This window comes from Pectobacterium araliae (assembly GCF_037076465.1).
In the GTDB taxonomy this organism is placed as follows: Bacteria; Pseudomonadota; Gammaproteobacteria; order Enterobacterales; family Enterobacteriaceae; genus Pectobacterium; species Pectobacterium araliae.
The window spans coordinates 3,489,662-3,509,063 of sequence record NZ_AP028908.1 but is presented as its reverse complement, the minus strand read 5'-3'; the positions used below and the strand labels follow the sequence as shown (position 1 = coordinate 3,509,063).

Sequence of the window (19,402 nt, the reverse complement as noted above, 5' to 3'; positions counted from 1 at the left end):
CCAAGGGATCACGGGTAGGAGCCACTTATGAGCCAAAGTACGCTGAAAGTTAACGAGTTACATGAAGATACCGATTTCGAAGAAAATGGACTTGACGTTTTTGACGATAAAGCGCTGGCAGAGGAAGATACCAATGATAGTGACTCGGCGGAAGACGAGCTGTTATCGCAAGGGGTCCCACAGCGTGTTCTCGACGCAACGCAACTCTATTTGGGAGAGATCGGCTATTCGCCGCTTTTAACCGCAGAAGAAGAAGTTTATTTTGCACGACGCGCGCTGCGTGGTGATATCCCATCGCGTCGCCGAATGATCGAGAGTAACCTGCGGCTGGTAGTGAAAATTGCCCGCCGTTACAACAATCGTGGTCTGGCGCTGCTGGATTTGATTGAAGAGGGAAATCTTGGTCTGATCCGTGCGGTTGAAAAATTCGATCCAGAAAGAGGGTTCCGTTTTTCAACCTACGCGACGTGGTGGATTCGACAGACGATAGAGCGGGCGATTATGAATCAAACCCGCACCATCCGCTTGCCTATTCACATTGTCAAAGAACTCAACGTTTATCTGCGCACCGCGCGCGAATTGTCTCATAAACTGGATCACGAGCCGAGTGCGGAAGAAATTGCCGAACAGCTTGATAAGCCCGTTGATGACGTCAACCGCATGCTGCGCTTGAATGAGCGTATTACTTCCGTCGATACCCCGTTAGGGGGTGATTCGGAAAAAGCGCTGCTGGATATTCTGGCAGACGAAAAAGATAACGGACCTGAAGACACCACACAGGATAACGATATGAAGCAGAATATCGTTAAATGGTTGTTTGAGCTTAATGCCAAACAGCGTGAGGTGTTGGCGCGTCGTTTCGGCCTATTAGGGTATGAAGCGGCTACGCTGGAAGATGTGGGTCGTGAAATCGGCTTAACGCGTGAACGTGTTCGTCAGATTCAGGTTGAAGGTTTACGCCGCCTGCGGGAAATTTTGCAGGTTCAGGGCTTGAGCATTGAAGAACTGTTTCGTGAATAACTCGTGACGGGTTACTGATGTCTTGAAATAAAAATGGTGGGAAACCCACCATTTTTTACGTCGGTCATTCGCCCTTTCACACGAAAGGGCGGTTCGATGGCGATTAGCGTACGATATTTGCCAGCAGGAAATCGATAATGTCGCTGGTTTTAATCATTTGCTTTTCACCAATCCGGCGATTCTTATATTCAATCTCTTCGCTATCCAGATTGCGATCGCCAATAACGATGGTGTGCGGTACGCCAATCAGTTCCATATCGGCGAACATCACGCCCGGACGTTCTTTACGGTCATCAAGCAGAACTTCAATGCCTTTAGCGCGCAACTGCTGATAGATATCCTCAGCGACTTCCTTCACGCGGAAAGATTTGTGCATATTCATTGGCAGAATGGCAACGTGGAAAGGGGCAATCGCGTCTGGCCAGATGATGCCGCGTTCGTCATGGTTTTGCTCAATCGCTGCTGCGACAACGCGCGTTACACCAATACCGTAGCAGCCCATCGTCAGCGTCTGGTTGCGCCCGTCTTCGCCTTGAACTGTCGCTTTCAACGCTTCAGAATACTTGCTGCCCAGTTGGAAGATATGGCCCACTTCGATACCGCGTTTAATTTGCAGCGTGCCTTTACCGTCTGGACTGATGTCGCCTTCAACCACGTTACGGATATCCGCAACCTGTGGCAGTGCAACATCACGCTCCCAGTTAATGCCAAAATAGTGTTTGCCATCAATGTTCGCGCCAGCGCTGAAATCGCTCATGGCCGCAACGGTACGATCGACAACGACGGGAATAGACAGTTTGACCGGGCCAAGTGAGCCAGGGCCTGCGCCGATGATTGCACGAATCTCTTCTTCCGTTGCAAAAGTCAGCGGGCTGGCTACCTGAGCAATTTTCTCAGCCTTGATTTCGTTCAGTTCGTGATCGCCACGCACCAGCAGCGCAACCAGTTTATGGCCACTTTCTTCCGTTGCTTTCACCAGCAGGGTTTTCACAGTTTTTTCGACTGACAGCTTAAATTGCTCAACCAGCTCGGCGATGGTCTTGGCGTTTGGCGTATCCACCACCCGCAGTTCTTCTGTCGCTTCGGCGCGGCCTAATTTCGGCGCGACAGCTTCTGCCAGTTCAATGTTTGCCGCGTAATCGGATTCCGTTGAGAAAACAATATCGTCTTCACCGCTGGTTGCCAGTACCTGGAACTCATGGGACGCATTACCACCGATAGAACCAGTATCTGCCTGAACGGCTCTGAAATCCAGATCCATACGGCTGAAAACCTTGCTGTAAGCGGCATACATGGCGTCGTAGGTGACCTGCAACGATTCCTGTGAGGTGTGGAAAGAGTAGGCATCTTTCATCAGGAATTCACGTGAGCGCATGACGCCAAAACGCGGGCGCACTTCATCGCGGAATTTGGTCTGAATCTGGAAAAAATTCAGCGGCAACTGCTTATAAGAGCTGATTTCATTACGAATCAGGTCAGTAATCACTTCTTCGTGTGTTGGGCCAAGTATGAACGGGCGTTCGCCACGATCGACAAAGCGTAGTAGTTCTGGGCCATACTGATCCCAACGTCCACTTTCCACCCATAAATCGGCAGGTTGAACAACGGGCATCGACACTTCAATTGCACCCGCGTTGTTCATCTCTTCGCGCACGATGTTTTCAACTTTTCTCAAAACACGTAAACCGGTCGGCAACCAGGTGTAAAGGCCGGAGGCCAGTTTACGAATCATTCCTGCACGGAGCATCAACTGATGGCTGATGACTTCCGCATCGGCTGGTGTCTCCTTGAGAGTGGAGAGCATGTATTGGCTAGTACGCATGGGGTTTTAGTTCCGTTAGAACAACAAATAGCATTGGGCTGCCGCGCAGCCGAAGGCACATAAAAAGTGGTTTAGTTTACCAGCGTGGGCGGCGTGTCAAAAGAGAGCAGGAACAATTTTAGAATATATTACTGGACTCGTGTATTAACACGTGTGAGACAGGTCGAGGCTTAATACTTCGGTTTGTTCTCCACTGACGCGCCAGCGCACATTGAATTCCAACAGTAAAACGGCGTATTCCCGCGTGGCGTTTTCCCCTTTGCGGTAGGCGGGGCGCGGATCTTGTGCCAATACCTGCGAGATAAAGCGTTTTAACTGAGGATATTTTTTGTGGTGCTCGGCGAGCTGCTTTTCTGCATGCGGCGAAAACAATACCGGCATTGTGGCATCGGGTGCCATTTGGGCAAAACCCGCTCGCGCCTGAGTATGGCTTTCTGCAAAAGGTAGGTAAGGTTTGATATCGACGATCGGTGTGCCATCGACCAGATCAAGGCTGCCTAATTCGAGCGTAATCGCATCGCCTTTTGCTCGGATTGCTTTTAATTCAACCAGCGACATGCCGACAGGGTTAGGGCGAAAAGTGGAACGCGTAGCGAAAACGCCTGTACGCACATTTCCTCCCAAACGCGGTGGGCGAACCGTTGGACGCCAGCCGCCTTCCATCGTTTGATGAAAGATGAACAGTATCCAAATATGGCTGAAATTTTCTAGTCCCCGCACACACTCGGCTTGGTTATATGGCGGTAATAGCTGAAGTTCTCCGCCTCCGTCTTCAATCAGACCCGGCTGTCGCGGAATAGCAAACTTTTCTTTATACGGTGAACGGATAATCCCGATCTGATTGAAAACAAATTGACTCATTGTGCAGAGACTTTCAGCGCGGTGCCCTGGCAAACGACCTGGCTATAGCAACCCGCTATGCCACTGACGGTTTGGCATTCATGCAGTAAAACTGCATTGGCCTTCATTGCTGTTGCGCGATTTTGCATTCTTTTACGCGCATTTGCCGTGTTGGGAGGAGAGTCCTGAGCGCTGACTTGACATGAAGAGCCTGAAACTTCACCCATATCACGGAAAGGTTTACCGACTAATTCTTCAGCACTTTTATATAGCACGGCTGGAGCAGGGCGAGCGGGTGGCTTTTGTTTCGGTGCGGGTTCTACAGTTTTGGTTTCAACAACAGGTTGAGGAACGGGTGCCTGTAGCTTCTGAAATAAAGAACAGCCTGTCAGCGACATGGCTAACAATATAAAGGGAACAGCACGCATTAAAGGATTCCTCTGCTTTTTCTCAAAGAGCAAGTATTGAAGCAAGCAATTGCACAAATAACAAGACGGGCCGTAGCCCGTCTTAGCAATATCTTTTAATTAAACGCATTAGTGCTGGATTACCAGCCTTTCACTGCGCCGCCATTAAAGATTTTATTTGCTGCGTCGTTTACTTCGTCAGACTGATAAGCCTGAACGAATTTCTTCACGTTTTCAGCATCTTTGTTGTCTTCGCGTGAAACCAGCAGGTTTACATACGGTGAATCTTTTTCTTCAACAAACAGACCATCTTTCGTTGGCGTCAGGTTAATCTGGCTAGCATAAGTGGTGTTGATGACAGCCAGCGCGATTTGCGCATCATCTAAAGAGCGTGGCAACTGTGGCGCTTCCAGCTCAACCAGTTTGATATTTTTCAGATTTTCAGTGACATCCAGTACCGTTGGAAGCAGGCCAACGTTGTCTTTCAGTTTAATCAAGCCGACTTTTTGCAGCAGCAGCAGAGAGCGACCCAGATTGGTCGGGTCGTTTGGCAGCGCAATTTGCGCACCCTCTTGCAGCTCATTCAGCGATTTGATTTTTTTGGAGTAACCAGCAATCGGGTAGACAAAGCTGTTGCCGACAGAAACCAGTTTATAACCACGATCTTTGATCTGCTGATCCAGATAAGGTTTGTGCTGGAAGGCATTCAGATCGATGTCACCTTTGCTTAGGGCTTCATTTGGCAACACGTAGTCGTTAAATGTGACTAACTCAACGTCCAGGCCGTATTTGTCTTTCGCCACTTTTTGCGCGATTTCCGCAACCTGCTGTTCTGCGCCAACAATAACGCCGACTTTAATATGATTAGGATTTTTTTCTTCCTGTCCACATCCCGCTAGCGCCAGAGCACCAATAAGTGCGCCAATGGTCGCAATAGATTTCAGTTTAATCGCCATATCCTTACCCCTAATTAACTATTTTCTTGGCAGATGCTTTTAGGCAAATGCGTATTGTGGTGATCACTTGTGTGTGACAGCTTTTACTGCCCTGTCGCCGAAAAATTGAATCAGGTAAACCAAAACAACCAGTAATATTAATACTGTATTCATTACCGTCGCGTTATAACCAATATAACCATACTGATAACCAATTTGACCTAAGCCACCTGCGCCGACGGCGCCACCCATAGCAGAATAGCCTACGAGCGTAATGAGTGTGATGGTTGCGGCATTAATTAGTCCCGGTAACGCTTCCGGCAGCAATATCTTTCTGATGATTTGCATCGGCGTCGCACCCATTGCACGGGCAGCTTCGATCAGACCATTTGGAATTTCAAGCAGTGCATTTTCCACCATACGGGCAATAAACGGTGCTGCACCTACGGTGAGAGGAACGATTGCCGCTTGTAGCCCAATAGACGTTCCGACAACGATGCGGGTAAAAGGAATCATCCAGACCAGTAAAATAATGAACGGAATTGAGCGGAAAATGTTTACCAGTGCAGAAACGGTCCGATAGAGTTTTGGATTGGCAATGATTTGCCCCGGACGCGTGGTATACAATAAAACGCCCACGGGTAAGCCAAGCACAAAACCAAAGAAACCAGAAACGAACGTCATCGCGACGGTTTCCCATACTCCCTTAGCCATTAACCACATCATTGCTTCAGACATAACCCAAAACCTCAACGGTAACGTGACTTTCCTGCAGGAATTGGATTGCGGCTTTGATATCCGCATCGTTGCCGTGCATTTCTGTCAGCATGATGCCGAACTTGACGCCACTGGCATAATCCATCTGAGCACTAATAATGTTGTTATTAATAGTAAAGCGCCGAGCGACCTCGGACAGTAGTGGGGCATCCACCGACTTACCCGTAAACTCCATCCGTAATAACGGTGTAGCCTCTGGATGATGGTCTGGTGACAAACGAGTGAGGTAATCGTCAGGGATATCCAGATGTAACGTTGACTGAATGAACTTCTGCGCCAGCGGCGTTTTCGGATGCGAGAAGACTTCACTTACGGTGTCCTGCTCGATGAGCCGCCCGTCACTGATAACCGCAACCTGATCGCAAATGCGTTTCACCACATCCATTTCATGTGTAATAAGAAGAATGGTTAGGCCAAGGCGGCGATTGATGTCCTTCAGTAATTCAAGAATCGAGCGAGTCGTTGCAGGATCCAATGCGCTGGTTGCTTCATCACACAGCAGGACTTTCGGATTGCTCGCCAGCGCACGGGCAATGGCGACACGCTGTTTTTGTCCGCCGGACAAGTTCGCGGGGTACACGTCGTGTTTATCTGCTAGACCAACCAACTCTAACAATTCATTGACTCGTTTGGTGATGTCGGCTTTTGGCGTGTTATCCAATTCCAACGGTAGCGCAATGTTGCCAAAAACGGTGCGCGAAGCGAGCAGGTTGAAATGTTGAAAAATCATGCCGATTTGACGGCGTGCGCGCGTCAATTGGCTATCTGACAGTTGAGTCAGCTCTTGCCCATCTACCAGCACTTTCCCTTCTGTCGGACGTTCCAATAAATTGACGCAGCGAATCAGTGTACTTTTACCTGCTCCCGATGCACCGATAACGCCATAGATTTGCCCGGTGGGAACGTGAAAGCTGACATCAGAAAGTGCGGTAATAGCCCGTCCATTCTGCTGGAAAATCTTAGTAATATTAGAAAGCTCAATCATATATTTTATCGTAAGGGCCTATGGCTGGATAAATTCGTTTCTGTATTAACAGAATATGAAATGGATGTTAGGGTGTCTAGATGGCTAAGTCAATCGGGATTGTCATGGCTCTAGATTCTCCCTATAAGTGAAAACATGCGATACTACCGCGCAATTTACGCCATTCAGGAGCAAAGTCAGTGGCACAAAACGTTCCAGCAATTTTTCTTGATCGTGATGGCACGATCAATGTCGATCACGGTTATGTCCATGAGATTGACCATTTTCAATTTATAGATGGTGTCATCGATGCCATGCGCGAATTGAAGAGCATGGGGTTCGCGCTGGTTGTTGTGACGAATCAGTCCGGTATCGCGCGTGGCAAATTTACAGAAGATCAGTTTATGCAACTGACAGAATGGATGGATTGGTCGCTGGCAGACCGCGGTGTTGATCTGGATGGCATCTACTTTTGCCCGCATCATCCTGAAGCTGGCGAAGGTGAATATCGGCAGGTCTGTGATTGTCGCAAGCCTGAACCTGGTATGTTGCTTTCCGCACAGAGCGAACTGCACATTAATATGGCGGCGTCTTATATGGTGGGAGACAAGTTAGAGGATATGCAGGCTGCAATTGGCGCAGGTGTGGGAAATAAATTACTGGTTCGCACCGGTAAACCGGTTACCGAGCAGGGCGAAGCACTGGCTGATGGTGTGCTGGAAAGCCTCGCAGAGCTGCCAAAATGGATAAAAACGCGCAGTTAACCAGCGGAACGAATGAAAGATGCGCAAACGGAAAAAAGTTTACGAGATTTGCTTGCGCTTCTGAATCGGCTCCCTATAATGCGCCTCCATCGACACGGCGCTGTGAACACACAACCGGGTCGATAAAGAAAGAGGAAACGCTTTAAAATAAACGTTGACTCTGAAGGTGGAAAGCGTAGCATACGCCACCTCGCGAAGCGGTTAAGGCTGCAACGCACTGCTCTTTAACAATATAATCAGACAATCTGTGTGGGCACTCACAAGACCGTATCTTAACGATATAAAAAGTCTTGAAGAGTGAACAACAGTAAATTCATTACGAATAAACAGTTTTAATTCTTTGAGCATCGCTGACGAGTTCAGCAAATCAAACAAATCTTAAATTGAAGAGTTTGATCATGGCTCAGATTGAACGCTGGCGGCAGGCCTAACACATGCAAGTCGAGCGGTAGCACAGGAGAGCTTGCTCTCTGGGTGACGAGCGGCGGACGGGTGAGTAATGTCTGGGAAACTGCCTGATGGAGGGGGATAACTACTGGAAACGGTAGCTAATACCGCATAACGTCTTCGGACCAAAGAGGGGGACCTTAGGGCCTCTTGCCATCGGATGTGCCCAGATGGGATTAGCTGGTAGGTGAGGTAATGGCTCACCTAGGCGACGATCCCTAGCTGGTCTGAGAGGATGACCAGCCACACTGGAACTGAGACACGGTCCAGACTCCTACGGGAGGCAGCAGTGGGGAATATTGCACAATGGGCGCAAGCCTGATGCAGCCATGCCGCGTGTGTGAAGAAGGCCTTCGGGTTGTAAAGCACTTTCAGCGAGGAGGAAGGCGGTAAGGTTAATAACCTTATCGATTGACGTTACTCGCAGAAGAAGCACCGGCTAACTCCGTGCCAGCAGCCGCGGTAATACGGAGGGTGCAAGCGTTAATCGGAATGACTGGGCGTAAAGCGCACGCAGGCGGTCTGTTAAGTTGGATGTGAAATCCCCGGGCTTAACCTGGGAACTGCATTCAAAACTGACAGGCTAGAGTCTTGTAGAGGGGGGTAGAATTCCAGGTGTAGCGGTGAAATGCGTAGAGATCTGGAGGAATACCGGTGGCGAAGGCGGCCCCCTGGACAAAGACTGACGCTCAGGTGCGAAAGCGTGGGGAGCAAACAGGATTAGATACCCTGGTAGTCCACGCTGTAAACGATGTCGATTTGGAGGTTGTGCCCTTGAGGCGTGGCTTCCGGAGCTAACGCGTTAAATCGACCGCCTGGGGAGTACGGCCGCAAGGTTAAAACTCAAATGAATTGACGGGGGCCCGCACAAGCGGTGGAGCATGTGGTTTAATTCGATGCAACGCGAAGAACCTTACCTACTCTTGACATCCACAGAACTTAGCAGAGATGCTTTGGTGCCTTAGGGAACTGTGAGACAGGTGCTGCATGGCTGTCGTCAGCTCGTGTTGTGAAATGTTGGGTTAAGTCCCGCAACGAGCGCAACCCTTATCCTTTGTTGCCAGCGATTCGGTCGGGAACTCAAAGGAGACTGCCGGTGATAAACCGGAGGAAGGTGGGGATGACGTCAAGTCATCATGGCCCTTACGAGTAGGGCTACACACGTGCTACAATGGCGTATACAAAGAGAAGCGACCTCGCGAGAGCAAGCGGACCTCATAAAGTACGTCGTAGTCCGGATTGGAGTCTGCAACTCGACTCCATGAAGTCGGAATCGCTAGTAATCGTAGATCAGAATGCTACGGTGAATACGTTCCCGGGCCTTGTACACACCGCCCGTCACACCATGGGAGTGGGTTGCAAAAGAAGTAGGTAGCTTAACCTTCGGGAGGGCGCTTACCACTTTGTGATTCATGACTGGGGTGAAGTCGTAACAAGGTAACCGTAGGGGAACCTGCGGTTGGATCACCTCCTTACCAAGAAGATGTGCGTTGAGTGAAGTGCTCACACAGATTGTCTGATGAAAATACTGAGCAAGCGCACCTGTTGATGCGATGAGTGCAAACTCATGCTGACGCGAGAGTGCCGGGTTTATGATCCGGTACGGATTTTTCGTGTCCCCATCGTCTAGAGGCCTAGGACACTGCCCTTTCACGGCTGTAACAGGGGTTCGAATCCCCTTGGGGACGCCAATCCGATAATGAGTGAAAGACATTATCATGAATATCTTAAAGATGATTCTTCGGAGTCATGTTTACGATATTGCTCTTTAACAATCTGGAACAAGCTGAAAATTGAAACATGACAGCTGAATGAACATTGATACCTGCGGGTGTCAATGATGAATCAGTCTGTCAATGAGTCTCTCAAATAATCGCAGCGCGATATGTGACTTTGATTACTCAAAGACACCTTCGGGTTGTGAGGTTAAGCGACTAAGCGTACACGGTGGATGCCTAGGCAGTCAGAGGCGATGAAGGGCGTGCTAATCTGCGATAAGCGTCGGTAAGCTGATATGAAGCGTAATACCCGACGATACCCGAATGGGGAAACCCAGTGTGTTTCGACACACTATCATTAACTGAATACATAGGTTAATGAGGCGAACCGGGGGAACTGAAACATCTCAGTACCCCGAGGAAAAGAAATCAACCGAGATTCCCCCAGTAGCGGCGAGCGAACGGGGAGGAGCCCAGAACCAGAATCAGTTTGTGTGTTAGTGGAAGCGTCTGGAAAGTCGCACAGTAAAGGGTGATAGTCCCGTACACAAAAATGCACAAGTTGTGAGTTCGATGAGTAGGGCGGGACACGTGACATCCTGTCTGAATATGGGGGGACCATCCTCCAAGGCTAAATACTCCTGACTGACCGATAGTGAACCAGTACCGTGAGGGAAAGGCGAAAAGAACCCCGGCGAGGGGAGTGAAATAGAACCTGAAACCGTGTACGTACAAGCAGTGGGAGCCTACTCGTTAGGTGACTGCGTACCTTTTGTATAATGGGTCAGCGACTTATATTCTGTAGCAAGGTTAACCGAATAGGGGAGCCGCAGGGAAACCGAGTCTTAACTGGGCGTTAAGTTGCAGGGTATAGACCCGAAACCCGGTGATCTAGCCATGGGCAGGTTGAAGGTTGGGTAACACTAACTGGAGGACCGAACCGACTAATGTTGAAAAATTAGCGGATGACTTGTGGCTGGGGGTGAAAGGCCAATCAAACCGGGAGATAGCTGGTTCTCCCCGAAAGCTATTTAGGTAGCGCCTCGTGAACTCATCTTCGGGGGTAGAGCACTGTTTCGGCTAGGGGGTCATCCCGACTTACCAACCCGATGCAAACTACGAATACCGAAGAATGTTATCACGGGAGACACACGGCGGGTGCTAACGTTCGTCGTGAAGAGGGAAACAACCCAGACCGCCAGCTAAGGTCCCAAAGTCATGGTTAAGTGGGAAACGATGTGGGAAGGCACAGACAGCCAGGATGTTGGCTTAGAAGCAGCCATCATTTAAAGAAAGCGTAATAGCTCACTGGTCGAGTCGGCCTGCGCGGAAGATGTAACGGGGCTAAACCATGCACCGAAGCTGCGGCAGCGACGCTTAGGCGTTGTTGGGTAGGGGAGCGTTCTGTAAGCCGTCGAAGGTGGCCTGTGAGGGCTGCTGGAGGTATCAGAAGTGCGAATGCTGACATAAGTAACGATAATGCGGGTGAAAAACCCGCACGCCGGAAGACCAAGGGTTCCTGTCCAACGTTAATCGGGGCAGGGTGAGTCGACCCCTAAGGCGAGGCTGAAAAGCGTAGTCGATGGGAAACAGGTTAATATTCCTGTACTGGGTGTTACTGCGAAGGGGGGACGGAGAAAGCTAGGTTATCCAGGCGACGGTTGTCCCGGTTTAAGCGTGAAGGTGGGTGACTTAGGTAAATCCGGGTCATCGTTAACACTGAGGCGTGATGACGAGTCACTACGGTGATGAAGTAACCAATGCTACGCTTCCAGGAAAAGCCTCTAAGCTCCAGGTAACATCAAATCGTACCCCAAACCGACACAGGTGGTCAGGTAGAGAATACTCAGGCGCTTGAGAGAACTCGGGTGAAGGAACTAGGCAAAATGGTGCCGTAACTTCGGGAGAAGGCACGCTGGCGCGTAGGTGAAGTCCCTTGCGGACGGAGCTGAAGCCAGTCGCAGATACCAGCTGGCTGCAACTGTTTAATAAAAACACAGCACTGTGCAAACACGAAAGTGGACGTATACGGTGTGACGCCTGCCCGGTGCCGGAAGGTTAATTGATGGGGTCAGCCGCAAGGCGAAGCTCTTGATCGAAGCCCCGGTAAACGGCGGCCGTAACTATAACGGTCCTAAGGTAGCGAAATTCCTTGTCGGGTAAGTTCCGACCTGCACGAATGGCGTAATGATGGCCAGGCTGTCTCCACCCGAGACTCAGTGAAATTGAACTCGCTGTGAAGATGCAGTGTACCCGCGGCAAGACGGAAAGACCCCGTGAACCTTTACTATAGCTTGACACTGAACCTTGAGCCTTGATGTGTAGGATAGGTGGGAGGCTTTGAAGTGTGGACGCCAGTCTGCATGGAGCCGACCTTGAAATACCACCCTTTAATGTTTGATGTTCTAACGTGGGCCCCTAATCGGGGTTGCGGACAGTGTCTGGTGGGTAGTTTGACTGGGGCGGTCTCCTCCCAAAGCGTAACGGAGGAGCACGAAGGTTAGCTAATCCTGGTCGGACATCAGGAGGTTAGTGCAAAGGCATAAGCTAGCTTGACTGCGAGAGTGACAGCTCGAGCAGGTGCGAAAGCAGGTCTTAGTGATCCGGTGGTTCTGAATGGAAGGGCCATCGCTCAACGGATAAAAGGTACTCCGGGGATAACAGGCTGATACCGCCCAAGAGTTCATATCGACGGCGGTGTTTGGCACCTCGATGTCGGCTCATCACATCCTGGGGCTGAAGTAGGTCCCAAGGGTATGGCTGTTCGCCATTTAAAGTGGTACGCGAGCTGGGTTTAGAACGTCGTGAGACAGTTCGGTCCCTATCTGCCGTGGGCGTTGGAAGATTGAGAGGGGTTGCTCCTAGTACGAGAGGACCGGAGTGAACGCACCACTGGTGTACGGGTTGTGATGCCAATTGCATTGCCCGGTAGCTAAGTGCGGAAGAGATAACCGCTGAAAGCATCTAAGCGGGAAACTTGCCTCGAGATGAGTCTTCCCTGGGCACTCGATGCCCCTGAAGGGCCGTTGAAGACGACGACGTAGATAGGCTGGGTGTGTAAGCGTAGCGATACGTTGAGCTAACCAGTACTAATGACCCGAGAGGCTTAACCTTACAACACCGAAGGTGTTTTGAGTGATGATGACTCATAGAGACATGTTTTGATATTTAGCTTGTTTTAGTATTGGTTCTGATGGTTGTGCGAGAGCGAGAGCGAAGCATAACGGTTGGAATGAAACAGAATTTGCCTGGCGGCGATAGCGCGGTGGTCCCACCTGACCCCATGCCGAACTCAGCAGTGAAACGCCGTAGCGCCGATGGTAGTGTGGGGTCTCCCCATGTGAGAGTAGGGAACTGCCAGGCATCAAATTATACAGGTGCGCTGATATGGCTCAGTTGGTAGAGCGCACCCTTGGTAAGGGTGAGGTCCCCAGTTCGACTCTGGGTATCAGCACCAGTGATTTTGGTTAATGTTCGGCTTAAAAAAGAATTTACCTGGCGGCGATAGCGCGGTGGTCCCACCTGACCCCATGCCGAACTCAGCAGTGAAACGCCGTAGCGCCGATGGTAGTGTGGGGTCTCCCCATGTGAGAGTAGGGAACTGCCAGGTTTCAATTAAGAAAAATGCCATCCTATCAAGGATGGCATTTTTTGTTTCTGTTTCAGTATATTAGATTCTTCTTTTTACCTAAATATATTCGTCATACTTCAAGTTTCATGTGCATTGGCTGCGTTACTCGCCCTGCAGGAGTCTCTGCAAGCAGCGTTCAAATCTGCCAAAGGCAGATTTGTCACTCACTCGAATCACTTACTTGAGTAAGCTCATCGGGACTCTTTCTCTGCCGTCTGCCTGAAACTCGAATTATTTAGAGTATAAAACCTCTATTCATCTTCTTCGTTGCCCAATTAATAATTAACATATTGTTTATTAAAGATTCATTTATCTATATTCCGGCTAAACTCCATAAAGCCGCTGAGTTACGTTACTGCATTAATAAATTATTACAATCAGGAACTTTTTGCCTCAGGGTTTAAGTACTGTTTTACTATAGTGGGCATCGTTTTATGCTCGGAAAACTAGGAGAATAAAATAAGATGACTGAACTAACAGAAAATGCGAAAGATACGCGCCAGCGTATCCGAGCTATAGTTGGCGCTTCATCGGGTAATTTAGTTGAGTGGTTTGATTTTTATGTTTATTCCTTTTGCTCAATCTATTTTGCCCACATCTTTTTCCCTTCGGGAAATACCACGACTCAACTACTACAAACCGCAGGGGTTTTTGCAGCAGGCTTTTTAATGAGACCGATAGGCGGTTGGCTTTTCGGTTATATTGCTGACAAGCATGGTCGTAAAAATTCAATGCTAATTTCGGTTTGCATGATGTGTATTGGATCTCTGGTTATTGCCTGCCTACCGGGATATGAAGCCATTGGCACCTGGGCTCCCTTTTTGCTGTTATTAGCCCGTTTATTTCAGGGGCTTTCTGTCGGTGGGGAATACGGCACTAGCGCAACGTATATGAGTGAAGTGGCCGTTGAGGGAAGAAAGGGATTCTATGCTTCTTTTCAATATGTCACGCTGATTGGCGGTCAATTATTGGCGCTGTTAGTTGTTGTCATATTACAACAGATTCTGAGTGATGAAGATTTACGAGCATGGGGATGGCGTATTCCTTTTGCTCTCGGTGCTATTTTGGCGATTGTTGCGCTTTATTTACGCCGCTCTTTGAATGAAACATCTGATAAAACGACTCGTGGACATAAAGATGCTGGCTCGCTTGTGGGATTGTGGAAACATCGCCGCGCTTTTATTACCGTACTAGGTTTTACGGCTGGGGGGTCTTTAGCCTTTTATACGTTCACTACTTACATGCAAAAATATCTGGTGAATACGGCAGGGATGCATGCCAAAACAGCTAGCGGGCTAATGACGCTTGCACTGTTTATCTTTATGTTGCTGCAACCTTTCTTTGGTGCGATGTCGGATAAAATTGGTCGCCGTAGTTCAATGCTTTGCTTCGGTGGACTCGCGGCATTACTGACAGTCCCCATTTTGACGGTTTTACAAAATGTAACTAGCCCTGTCCTCGCTTTTTCACTGGTGCTGCTTTCATTGATTATTGTCAGCTTCTACACGTCGATCAGCGGCATTTTAAAAGCAGAAATGTTTCCGCCAGAAGTGCGTGCGTTAGGTGTCGGCTTATCTTATGCGGTGGCTAATGCGCTGTTTGGTGGTTCAGCTGAATATGTCGCACTTTCGCTGAAATCGTTTGGTATGGAAACGGCTTTCTTCTGGTACGTATCAGTGATGGGGGCGGTTGCGTTTATTGTATCATTGACGCTGCATCGCAGAGGCAAGGGTATGAAGCTTTAACTTTCAGATCACTGTGGTAACGCTTGGCCGATGGTTGCACTGGCTAGGTTCCAACATGATAATAAAAACCCTCGGAAGCCGAGGGTTTTTAAAATATCACGCGGATTTTAGAGAATACGACTGATGAGCCGATCGATACGAATACGTCGCAGGCGTCGTATGAGCTTGCGAACTTTCACTGGATATTGCGCGATGCTTTCCAGCTCCATATAGCTTTTTACAACCTGGGTGTGCGTTCTTATCGTGTCCAGCTCATCCAGACGTTGCTGTAACAGCACTTGCTGAGGATCGTGGATCAGTATGGCGTTTTCCAGATCCAAGCGCCACGCGCGTGGGTTAAGGTTGTTTCCCGTCAGCAACTGCCACTTATCATCCACCCACATGCCTTTCAGATGGAAGCTGTTATCACCGTCTTTCCATAGCCGCACAACAAGTTGCTCGTTCTCAATGTAGCGCTCCAGACGACTCAGAAAACGGCGGAGATTGATCTCGTAGAGATACGGCAACGCGCCGATGATTTTGAAAGGCTGGTCTTCTGGAATGTAGAAATCGTTAGCGGTCTTATCGCCGATAATAATTTCTACTTTTTTACCGTCCCGCAATAGTCGAATGATATTTCTGACCAGCAGCGCGGGCAGGTTAAAATACGGGGTACATATGACCAAATGTTCATTAGCGCAGTACATCAGGTGATGTATGGTCTTATTCAGCGGGCTCTGTTTTCCTAACCCGACCAATGGCGTGACGGTTAATTCGTTCGCATTTGCGTTGTGTTCAGGGGCAATATAATTGGCGGTACGTAACGCCAGACGGAATTGTTTGATATCGTTTTTGATCTCCAGACTCTTTGGACGATCAGTATGATCTAACCGTTGCACTGCCGGAGCCGACAGCATGGTCTGGATATATTGCACCATCGTCTCAGCTAATACTGGGTTATGAATGAGCTGATAGCGGTCATAACGGTATTTCTGGTGCTGATGTAGGTAAACATCATTCAGGCTGGCGCCGCTGTAGATGACGGTGTCATCGACAATGAACCCTTTCAGGTGCAGCACGCCCAACGCTTCACGTGTGTTGACAGGAATGCCATAGATAGGGAAATGCGTGTCTGGATGTTTTTTCGCCATATCGCAATACCAATCGGCATTGGTATTTTCTGCCGCTGCGCCGATCCTGCCGCGCTGAGCACGGTGCCAGTCTACCAGAACGCGGACATCCAGTTCTGGGCACTGCCGTTTGGCTTCATAAATTGCGGATAGAATTCCCATGCCGCCATCATCATGCTCAAGATACAACGCCACGATATAGACGCGTTTCTTCGCACTCAAAATGGCGTTAATCAGTGTTGTGCAGAAAAGCTCAGGCGAATGCAATGTCTGAATATCATCTGCGTTCTGAGGAATTCTGGGCAGTTGTGCAAGGTGCTGTTGGTATTTATTGCGTTTAAAATTTGACAGCATCACAGTGCGTTTCTTCTCTCATCAGTTTATACCCATCATACTTTGAGCTGTGCTAGGGTATATGACCTTCTGGTCATTATCAAAAGTTAAGGAGTAGCCGAATAGGCGATAATACCATTACTTTTCGGCTGTTGTGAGTCTGTTTTGCCGTTGGCCGATATCCCATTCCCATTGCAAGAGCCATGTCACGTCTTCCGTTCATGCCTTCAGCGGCAATTCCAGCGTCACAATACCTTCTTCTAATTGTACGTCGATGTGAAAACCGAGCTTTTTGGAAAGCTGAATCATACCTTGATTATGCGGCATGGTAATGCCTGTCAAGCAAGAGAGACCATGTGCTTTGGCGTAATCAATCAGCTTTTCCAACAACCGCCTGCCAAGGCCAAGTCCTTTTAGATCGGAGCGTACCAACACGGCAAATTCCGCATCCGTATTATCTGGATCGGAAATGGCGCGCGTTACGCCAATAATCTCACTCTCTTTTCCGATCTGGCGCACAGCAACGAATGCCATCTCACGATCGTAGTCAATTTGTGTCATATTGGCTAAGTCTTCGTGAGTAAATTCATTAATTTCGCTGAAATAACGGTAATACAGATCTTCCTTCGTCACCCTGGCAATAAACGCGCTGAGCAGCGGTTCATCTTCCGGCAAGATGGGTCGGAACAGGCAAATATCACTATTTTTAAGGATGACCGTTTCTTCTAGCTCATGTGGATAGGGGCGGATTGCTAGCCTCGACTGCGGATCGCCACTGAACGGCATCAGATGCAGTGTGACATCCAGTAGCGTAAAGGTATCTCCTGACGCCAGCAGCGGATGAATATCTAGCCGGGAAATTTCAGGGCAGTCGAGAATCAGGTTGGAAACCTGAACCAGCAAGCGGCTGAGCGCGGGAATATCGAGCGGGCGTAGTGCGCTGTACTCCCGAATCTTGCCGCCTTTCACTGCCTGGAGTACCAGATAACGAGCCAGCGTCATATTTAGCGGAGGCAGGGCAACGGCAGCCTGCTTTTCTCGCCATTCAACGCCGCCTTCCCCCAACATAATCAATGGACCAAAAACGGGATCTTGTTCAACGGCAATCCTGAGTTCCTGTGCTCCGGCGCGATTTGCCATGCTCTGCACCAGAAGACCGTAAATGCGCGCCTGTGGGTAGGTTCGCTTCACCCGGTCAAGAATGGCGTCTGCCGCCTGCTGGACTTCTCTGGCAGTTTGCAGGTAGAGCATGACGCCCTGCACTTCCGATTTATGCGGGATATCTGGCGATCTCAGCTTAATCGCGACCGGATAGCCAATTTGCTCGGCGATATGAACGGCCTCGGCGCTGTCGCCAGCAATCCAGGTCGGTAACGTATCCAAACCATAGGCTTGCAGGATCGGCTGAACTTCATGCGTGTCGAGCTGCGTCACGCCATCTGACAGCGCCTGATGAATCAGCGCATGTGCCTGATTGGCGTTGATGCCTAAATTCAGCGGCAGTGCTGGCGTTTCCTTTAGCTGTTTCTGATTACGTCGATATTCGACGATATGCATAAATGCCGTGACCGCGCCTTCCGGCGTGCGATAGGTCGGAATGCCTGCATCGTTAAACAAGCGCCGCGCTTCCTGCGAGGAGAATTCACCGCACCAGTTGGTCAGCAGCGTCATTCTTTTTCCACGCGGATGCTGTTGGAAGAGGGTAATCAGCTGTGCCGCGCACTCGGTGCTGGGAGCTGCAGCGCTGGGCGCGTGGATGATCAAGAGGGCATCGATCTCGTCGCTGTCCAGTAATACCGATACCGCTGCCAGATAGCGAGCGGCTGTCGCGTCATCACGCAGATCGAGCGGGTTACCGATAGCGATGGAGTGCGGCAAGGCTTCCTGTAGCGCTTGTCGTGTCGCATCACTGAGCTGTGCGAGCTTGCCTTGCCGACTGAGGAGTTGATCCAGCGCCTGTGCGGCGGGTGATGCGCCATTGCTTACTAGCATCAAGCGTTCACCACGTAGCGGACGCAGATGGCTTAAGGTTTCTACGGCGGAAAAAAGCTCATGCGTATCCCGTACCCGCAGTAAACCAGCACGTTGAATGGCGGCGTCATAGGCTGCATCCAGGCCGTGGCGTTGGTCATTCAGCAACTGCTGTGCCTGCTGGCTACGACCGCTTTTTATCACCAGTATCGGTTTATTTCGGGAGGCGCTACGAGAAGCGGAAAGAAAGCGGCGTGCATCGCTGACATGTTCCAGATGCAGCAAGATCGCACTGGTTTTGCCATCACGTGCCAGAAAATCTAGCAGGTCATCGACATCGATATCCAGACTGTCGCCCAGCGCGATAAAGTAGGAAAAGCCAATACCGCGCTGCTGCGCCCAGTCCAGTATCGTGTTGGACACGGCGGCTGACTGAGAAATAAATGCCAGCTTGCCTTTCATAATCGGCACAGGGGAGAAACTGGCATTCAGACCTTGCCAGGGGGCGAGTAGCCCGAGGCTGTTGGGTCCAAGTAAGCGCATGTGGTAGCGCACGGCGCAGGCCTTTAATTCGCTGAACTGGGTCGGCGGGGCGGAGAGGATGATGACCGTTTTGCAGCCTTTCTGTCCCAGATCTTCTAACAGCGTGAGATTACGGCTGGCGTTGGTGCAAATCACGGCAAGGTCGGGCGTCATGGGCAGGCTGGCAACAGTCGGATAGGCCAGCACGCCGCAGACGGCACGATATTTCGGTGTAACAGGCAACACGGGGCCGCTGAAATGGCCGTCGAGCAGGTTTTTCATCATCAGAAAACCGGCTCGTCCCGGTTTTTCGGACGCGCCGAGAACGGCGATAGACTTAGGGCGTAACAGTGCTTCCAATCCGCGCTGGCTCATGCGTCACTCCTTCACATCAATC

11 protein-coding genes, 2 tRNA genes and 4 rRNA genes are annotated in these 19,402 nt (G+C 49.9%); 9 read left to right on the top strand and 8 right to left on the bottom strand.

Annotated features, from left to right (window positions below; genetic code table 11):
• Window positions 1-27: 27 nt before the first annotated feature.
• Complete coding sequence (rpoS, locus tag AACH44_RS15935; protein WP_261846895.1) at window positions 28-1,020, top strand: RNA polymerase sigma factor RpoS; 993 nt, start codon at window positions 28-30, stop codon at window positions 1,018-1,020.
• A gap of 103 nt (window positions 1,021-1,123) precedes the next feature.
• Here the strand turns inward: rpoS and proS are convergent, their stop codons facing one another.
• The 6 genes from proS to metN all read right to left on the bottom strand — a co-directional run bounded on the left by proS (window position 1,124) and on the right by metN (window position 6,786).
• On the bottom strand, window positions 1,124-2,842 hold the full coding sequence (gene proS / locus AACH44_RS15930; protein ID WP_261846894.1) for a proline--tRNA ligase: 1,719 nt from the start codon (window positions 2,840-2,842) through the stop codon (window positions 1,124-1,126).
• Between the two features lie 144 nt (window positions 2,843-2,986).
• On the bottom strand, window positions 2,987-3,703 hold the full coding sequence (gene tsaA, locus AACH44_RS15925; RefSeq protein WP_261846893.1) for a tRNA (N6-threonylcarbamoyladenosine(37)-N6)-methyltransferase TrmO: 717 nt from the start codon (window positions 3,701-3,703) through the stop codon (window positions 2,987-2,989).
• On the bottom strand, window positions 3,700-4,110 hold the full coding sequence (gene rcsF / locus AACH44_RS15920; RefSeq protein WP_261846892.1) for an Rcs stress response system protein RcsF: 411 nt from the start codon (window positions 4,108-4,110) through the stop codon (window positions 3,700-3,702). Before rcsF ends, tsaA begins: the two co-directional genes overlap by 4 nt.
• A gap of 119 nt (window positions 4,111-4,229) precedes the next feature.
• Window positions 4,230-5,045, bottom strand: a complete 816-nt coding sequence (locus AACH44_RS15915) for a MetQ/NlpA family lipoprotein (protein WP_261846891.1) — start codon at window positions 5,043-5,045, stop codon at window positions 4,230-4,232.
• Window positions 5,046-5,108: 63 nt separating this feature from the next.
• A complete protein-coding gene (locus AACH44_RS15910) occupies window positions 5,109-5,762 on the bottom strand; it encodes a methionine ABC transporter permease MetI (RefSeq protein WP_261846890.1) in 654 nt (217 codons plus the stop codon).
• The gene (gene metN / locus AACH44_RS15905; protein ID WP_261846889.1) at window positions 5,755-6,786 is read right to left on the bottom strand and encodes a methionine ABC transporter ATP-binding protein MetN; all 1,032 of its coding nucleotides are present in this window, start codon (window positions 6,784-6,786) and stop codon (window positions 5,755-5,757) included. Before metN ends, AACH44_RS15910 begins: the two co-directional genes overlap by 8 nt.
• Window positions 6,787-6,965: 179 nt before the next feature.
• On the opposite strand from metN, the gene gmhB reads away from it, so the two are divergent.
• The 8 genes from gmhB to AACH44_RS15865 all read left to right on the top strand — a co-directional run bounded on the left by gmhB (window position 6,966) and on the right by AACH44_RS15865 (window position 15,070).
• Window positions 6,966-7,529 carry a D-glycero-beta-D-manno-heptose 1,7-bisphosphate 7-phosphatase gene (gene gmhB / locus AACH44_RS15900; protein WP_261846888.1) on the top strand — a complete coding sequence of 188 codons (564 nt, stop codon included), beginning with the start codon at window positions 6,966-6,968 and terminating at the stop codon, window positions 7,527-7,529.
• A 380-nt stretch (window positions 7,530-7,909) separates the two neighbouring features.
• Window positions 7,910-9,451, top strand: a 16S ribosomal RNA gene (locus AACH44_RS15895).
• Between the two features lie 140 nt (window positions 9,452-9,591).
• Window positions 9,592-9,667, top strand: a tRNA-Glu gene (locus AACH44_RS15890).
• A 233-nt stretch (window positions 9,668-9,900) separates the two neighbouring features.
• A 23S ribosomal RNA gene (locus tag AACH44_RS15885) occupies window positions 9,901-12,808 on the top strand.
• 133 nt (window positions 12,809-12,941) lie between these two features.
• Window positions 12,942-13,057, top strand: a 5S ribosomal RNA gene (gene rrf / locus AACH44_RS15880).
• 18 nt (window positions 13,058-13,075) lie between these two features.
• A tRNA-Thr gene (locus AACH44_RS15875) sits at window positions 13,076-13,151 on the top strand.
• A gap of 37 nt (window positions 13,152-13,188) precedes the next feature.
• Window positions 13,189-13,304: ribosomal RNA gene (gene rrf, locus AACH44_RS15870) — 5S ribosomal RNA — on the top strand.
• Together the 16S, 23S and 5S rRNA genes with 2 tRNA genes alongside form the textbook arrangement of a ribosomal RNA operon.
• Window positions 13,305-13,789: 485 nt before the next feature.
• A complete protein-coding gene (locus AACH44_RS15865; protein WP_261848715.1) occupies window positions 13,790-15,070 on the top strand; it encodes an MFS transporter in 1,281 nt (426 codons plus the stop codon).
• A gap of 107 nt (window positions 15,071-15,177) precedes the next feature.
• Here the strand turns inward: AACH44_RS15865 and pssA are convergent, their stop codons facing one another.
• Window positions 15,178-16,533, bottom strand: a complete 1,356-nt coding sequence (gene pssA, locus AACH44_RS15860; protein WP_261848823.1) for a CDP-diacylglycerol--serine O-phosphatidyltransferase — start codon at window positions 16,531-16,533, stop codon at window positions 15,178-15,180.
• A gap of 198 nt (window positions 16,534-16,731) precedes the next feature.
• Window positions 16,732-19,380 (bottom strand): bifunctional acetate--CoA ligase family protein/GNAT family N-acetyltransferase, encoded by a 2,649-nt coding sequence (locus AACH44_RS15855; RefSeq protein WP_261848716.1) that lies wholly within the window; start codon window positions 19,378-19,380, stop codon window positions 16,732-16,734.
• Between the last annotated feature and the right edge of the window lie 22 nt (window positions 19,381-19,402).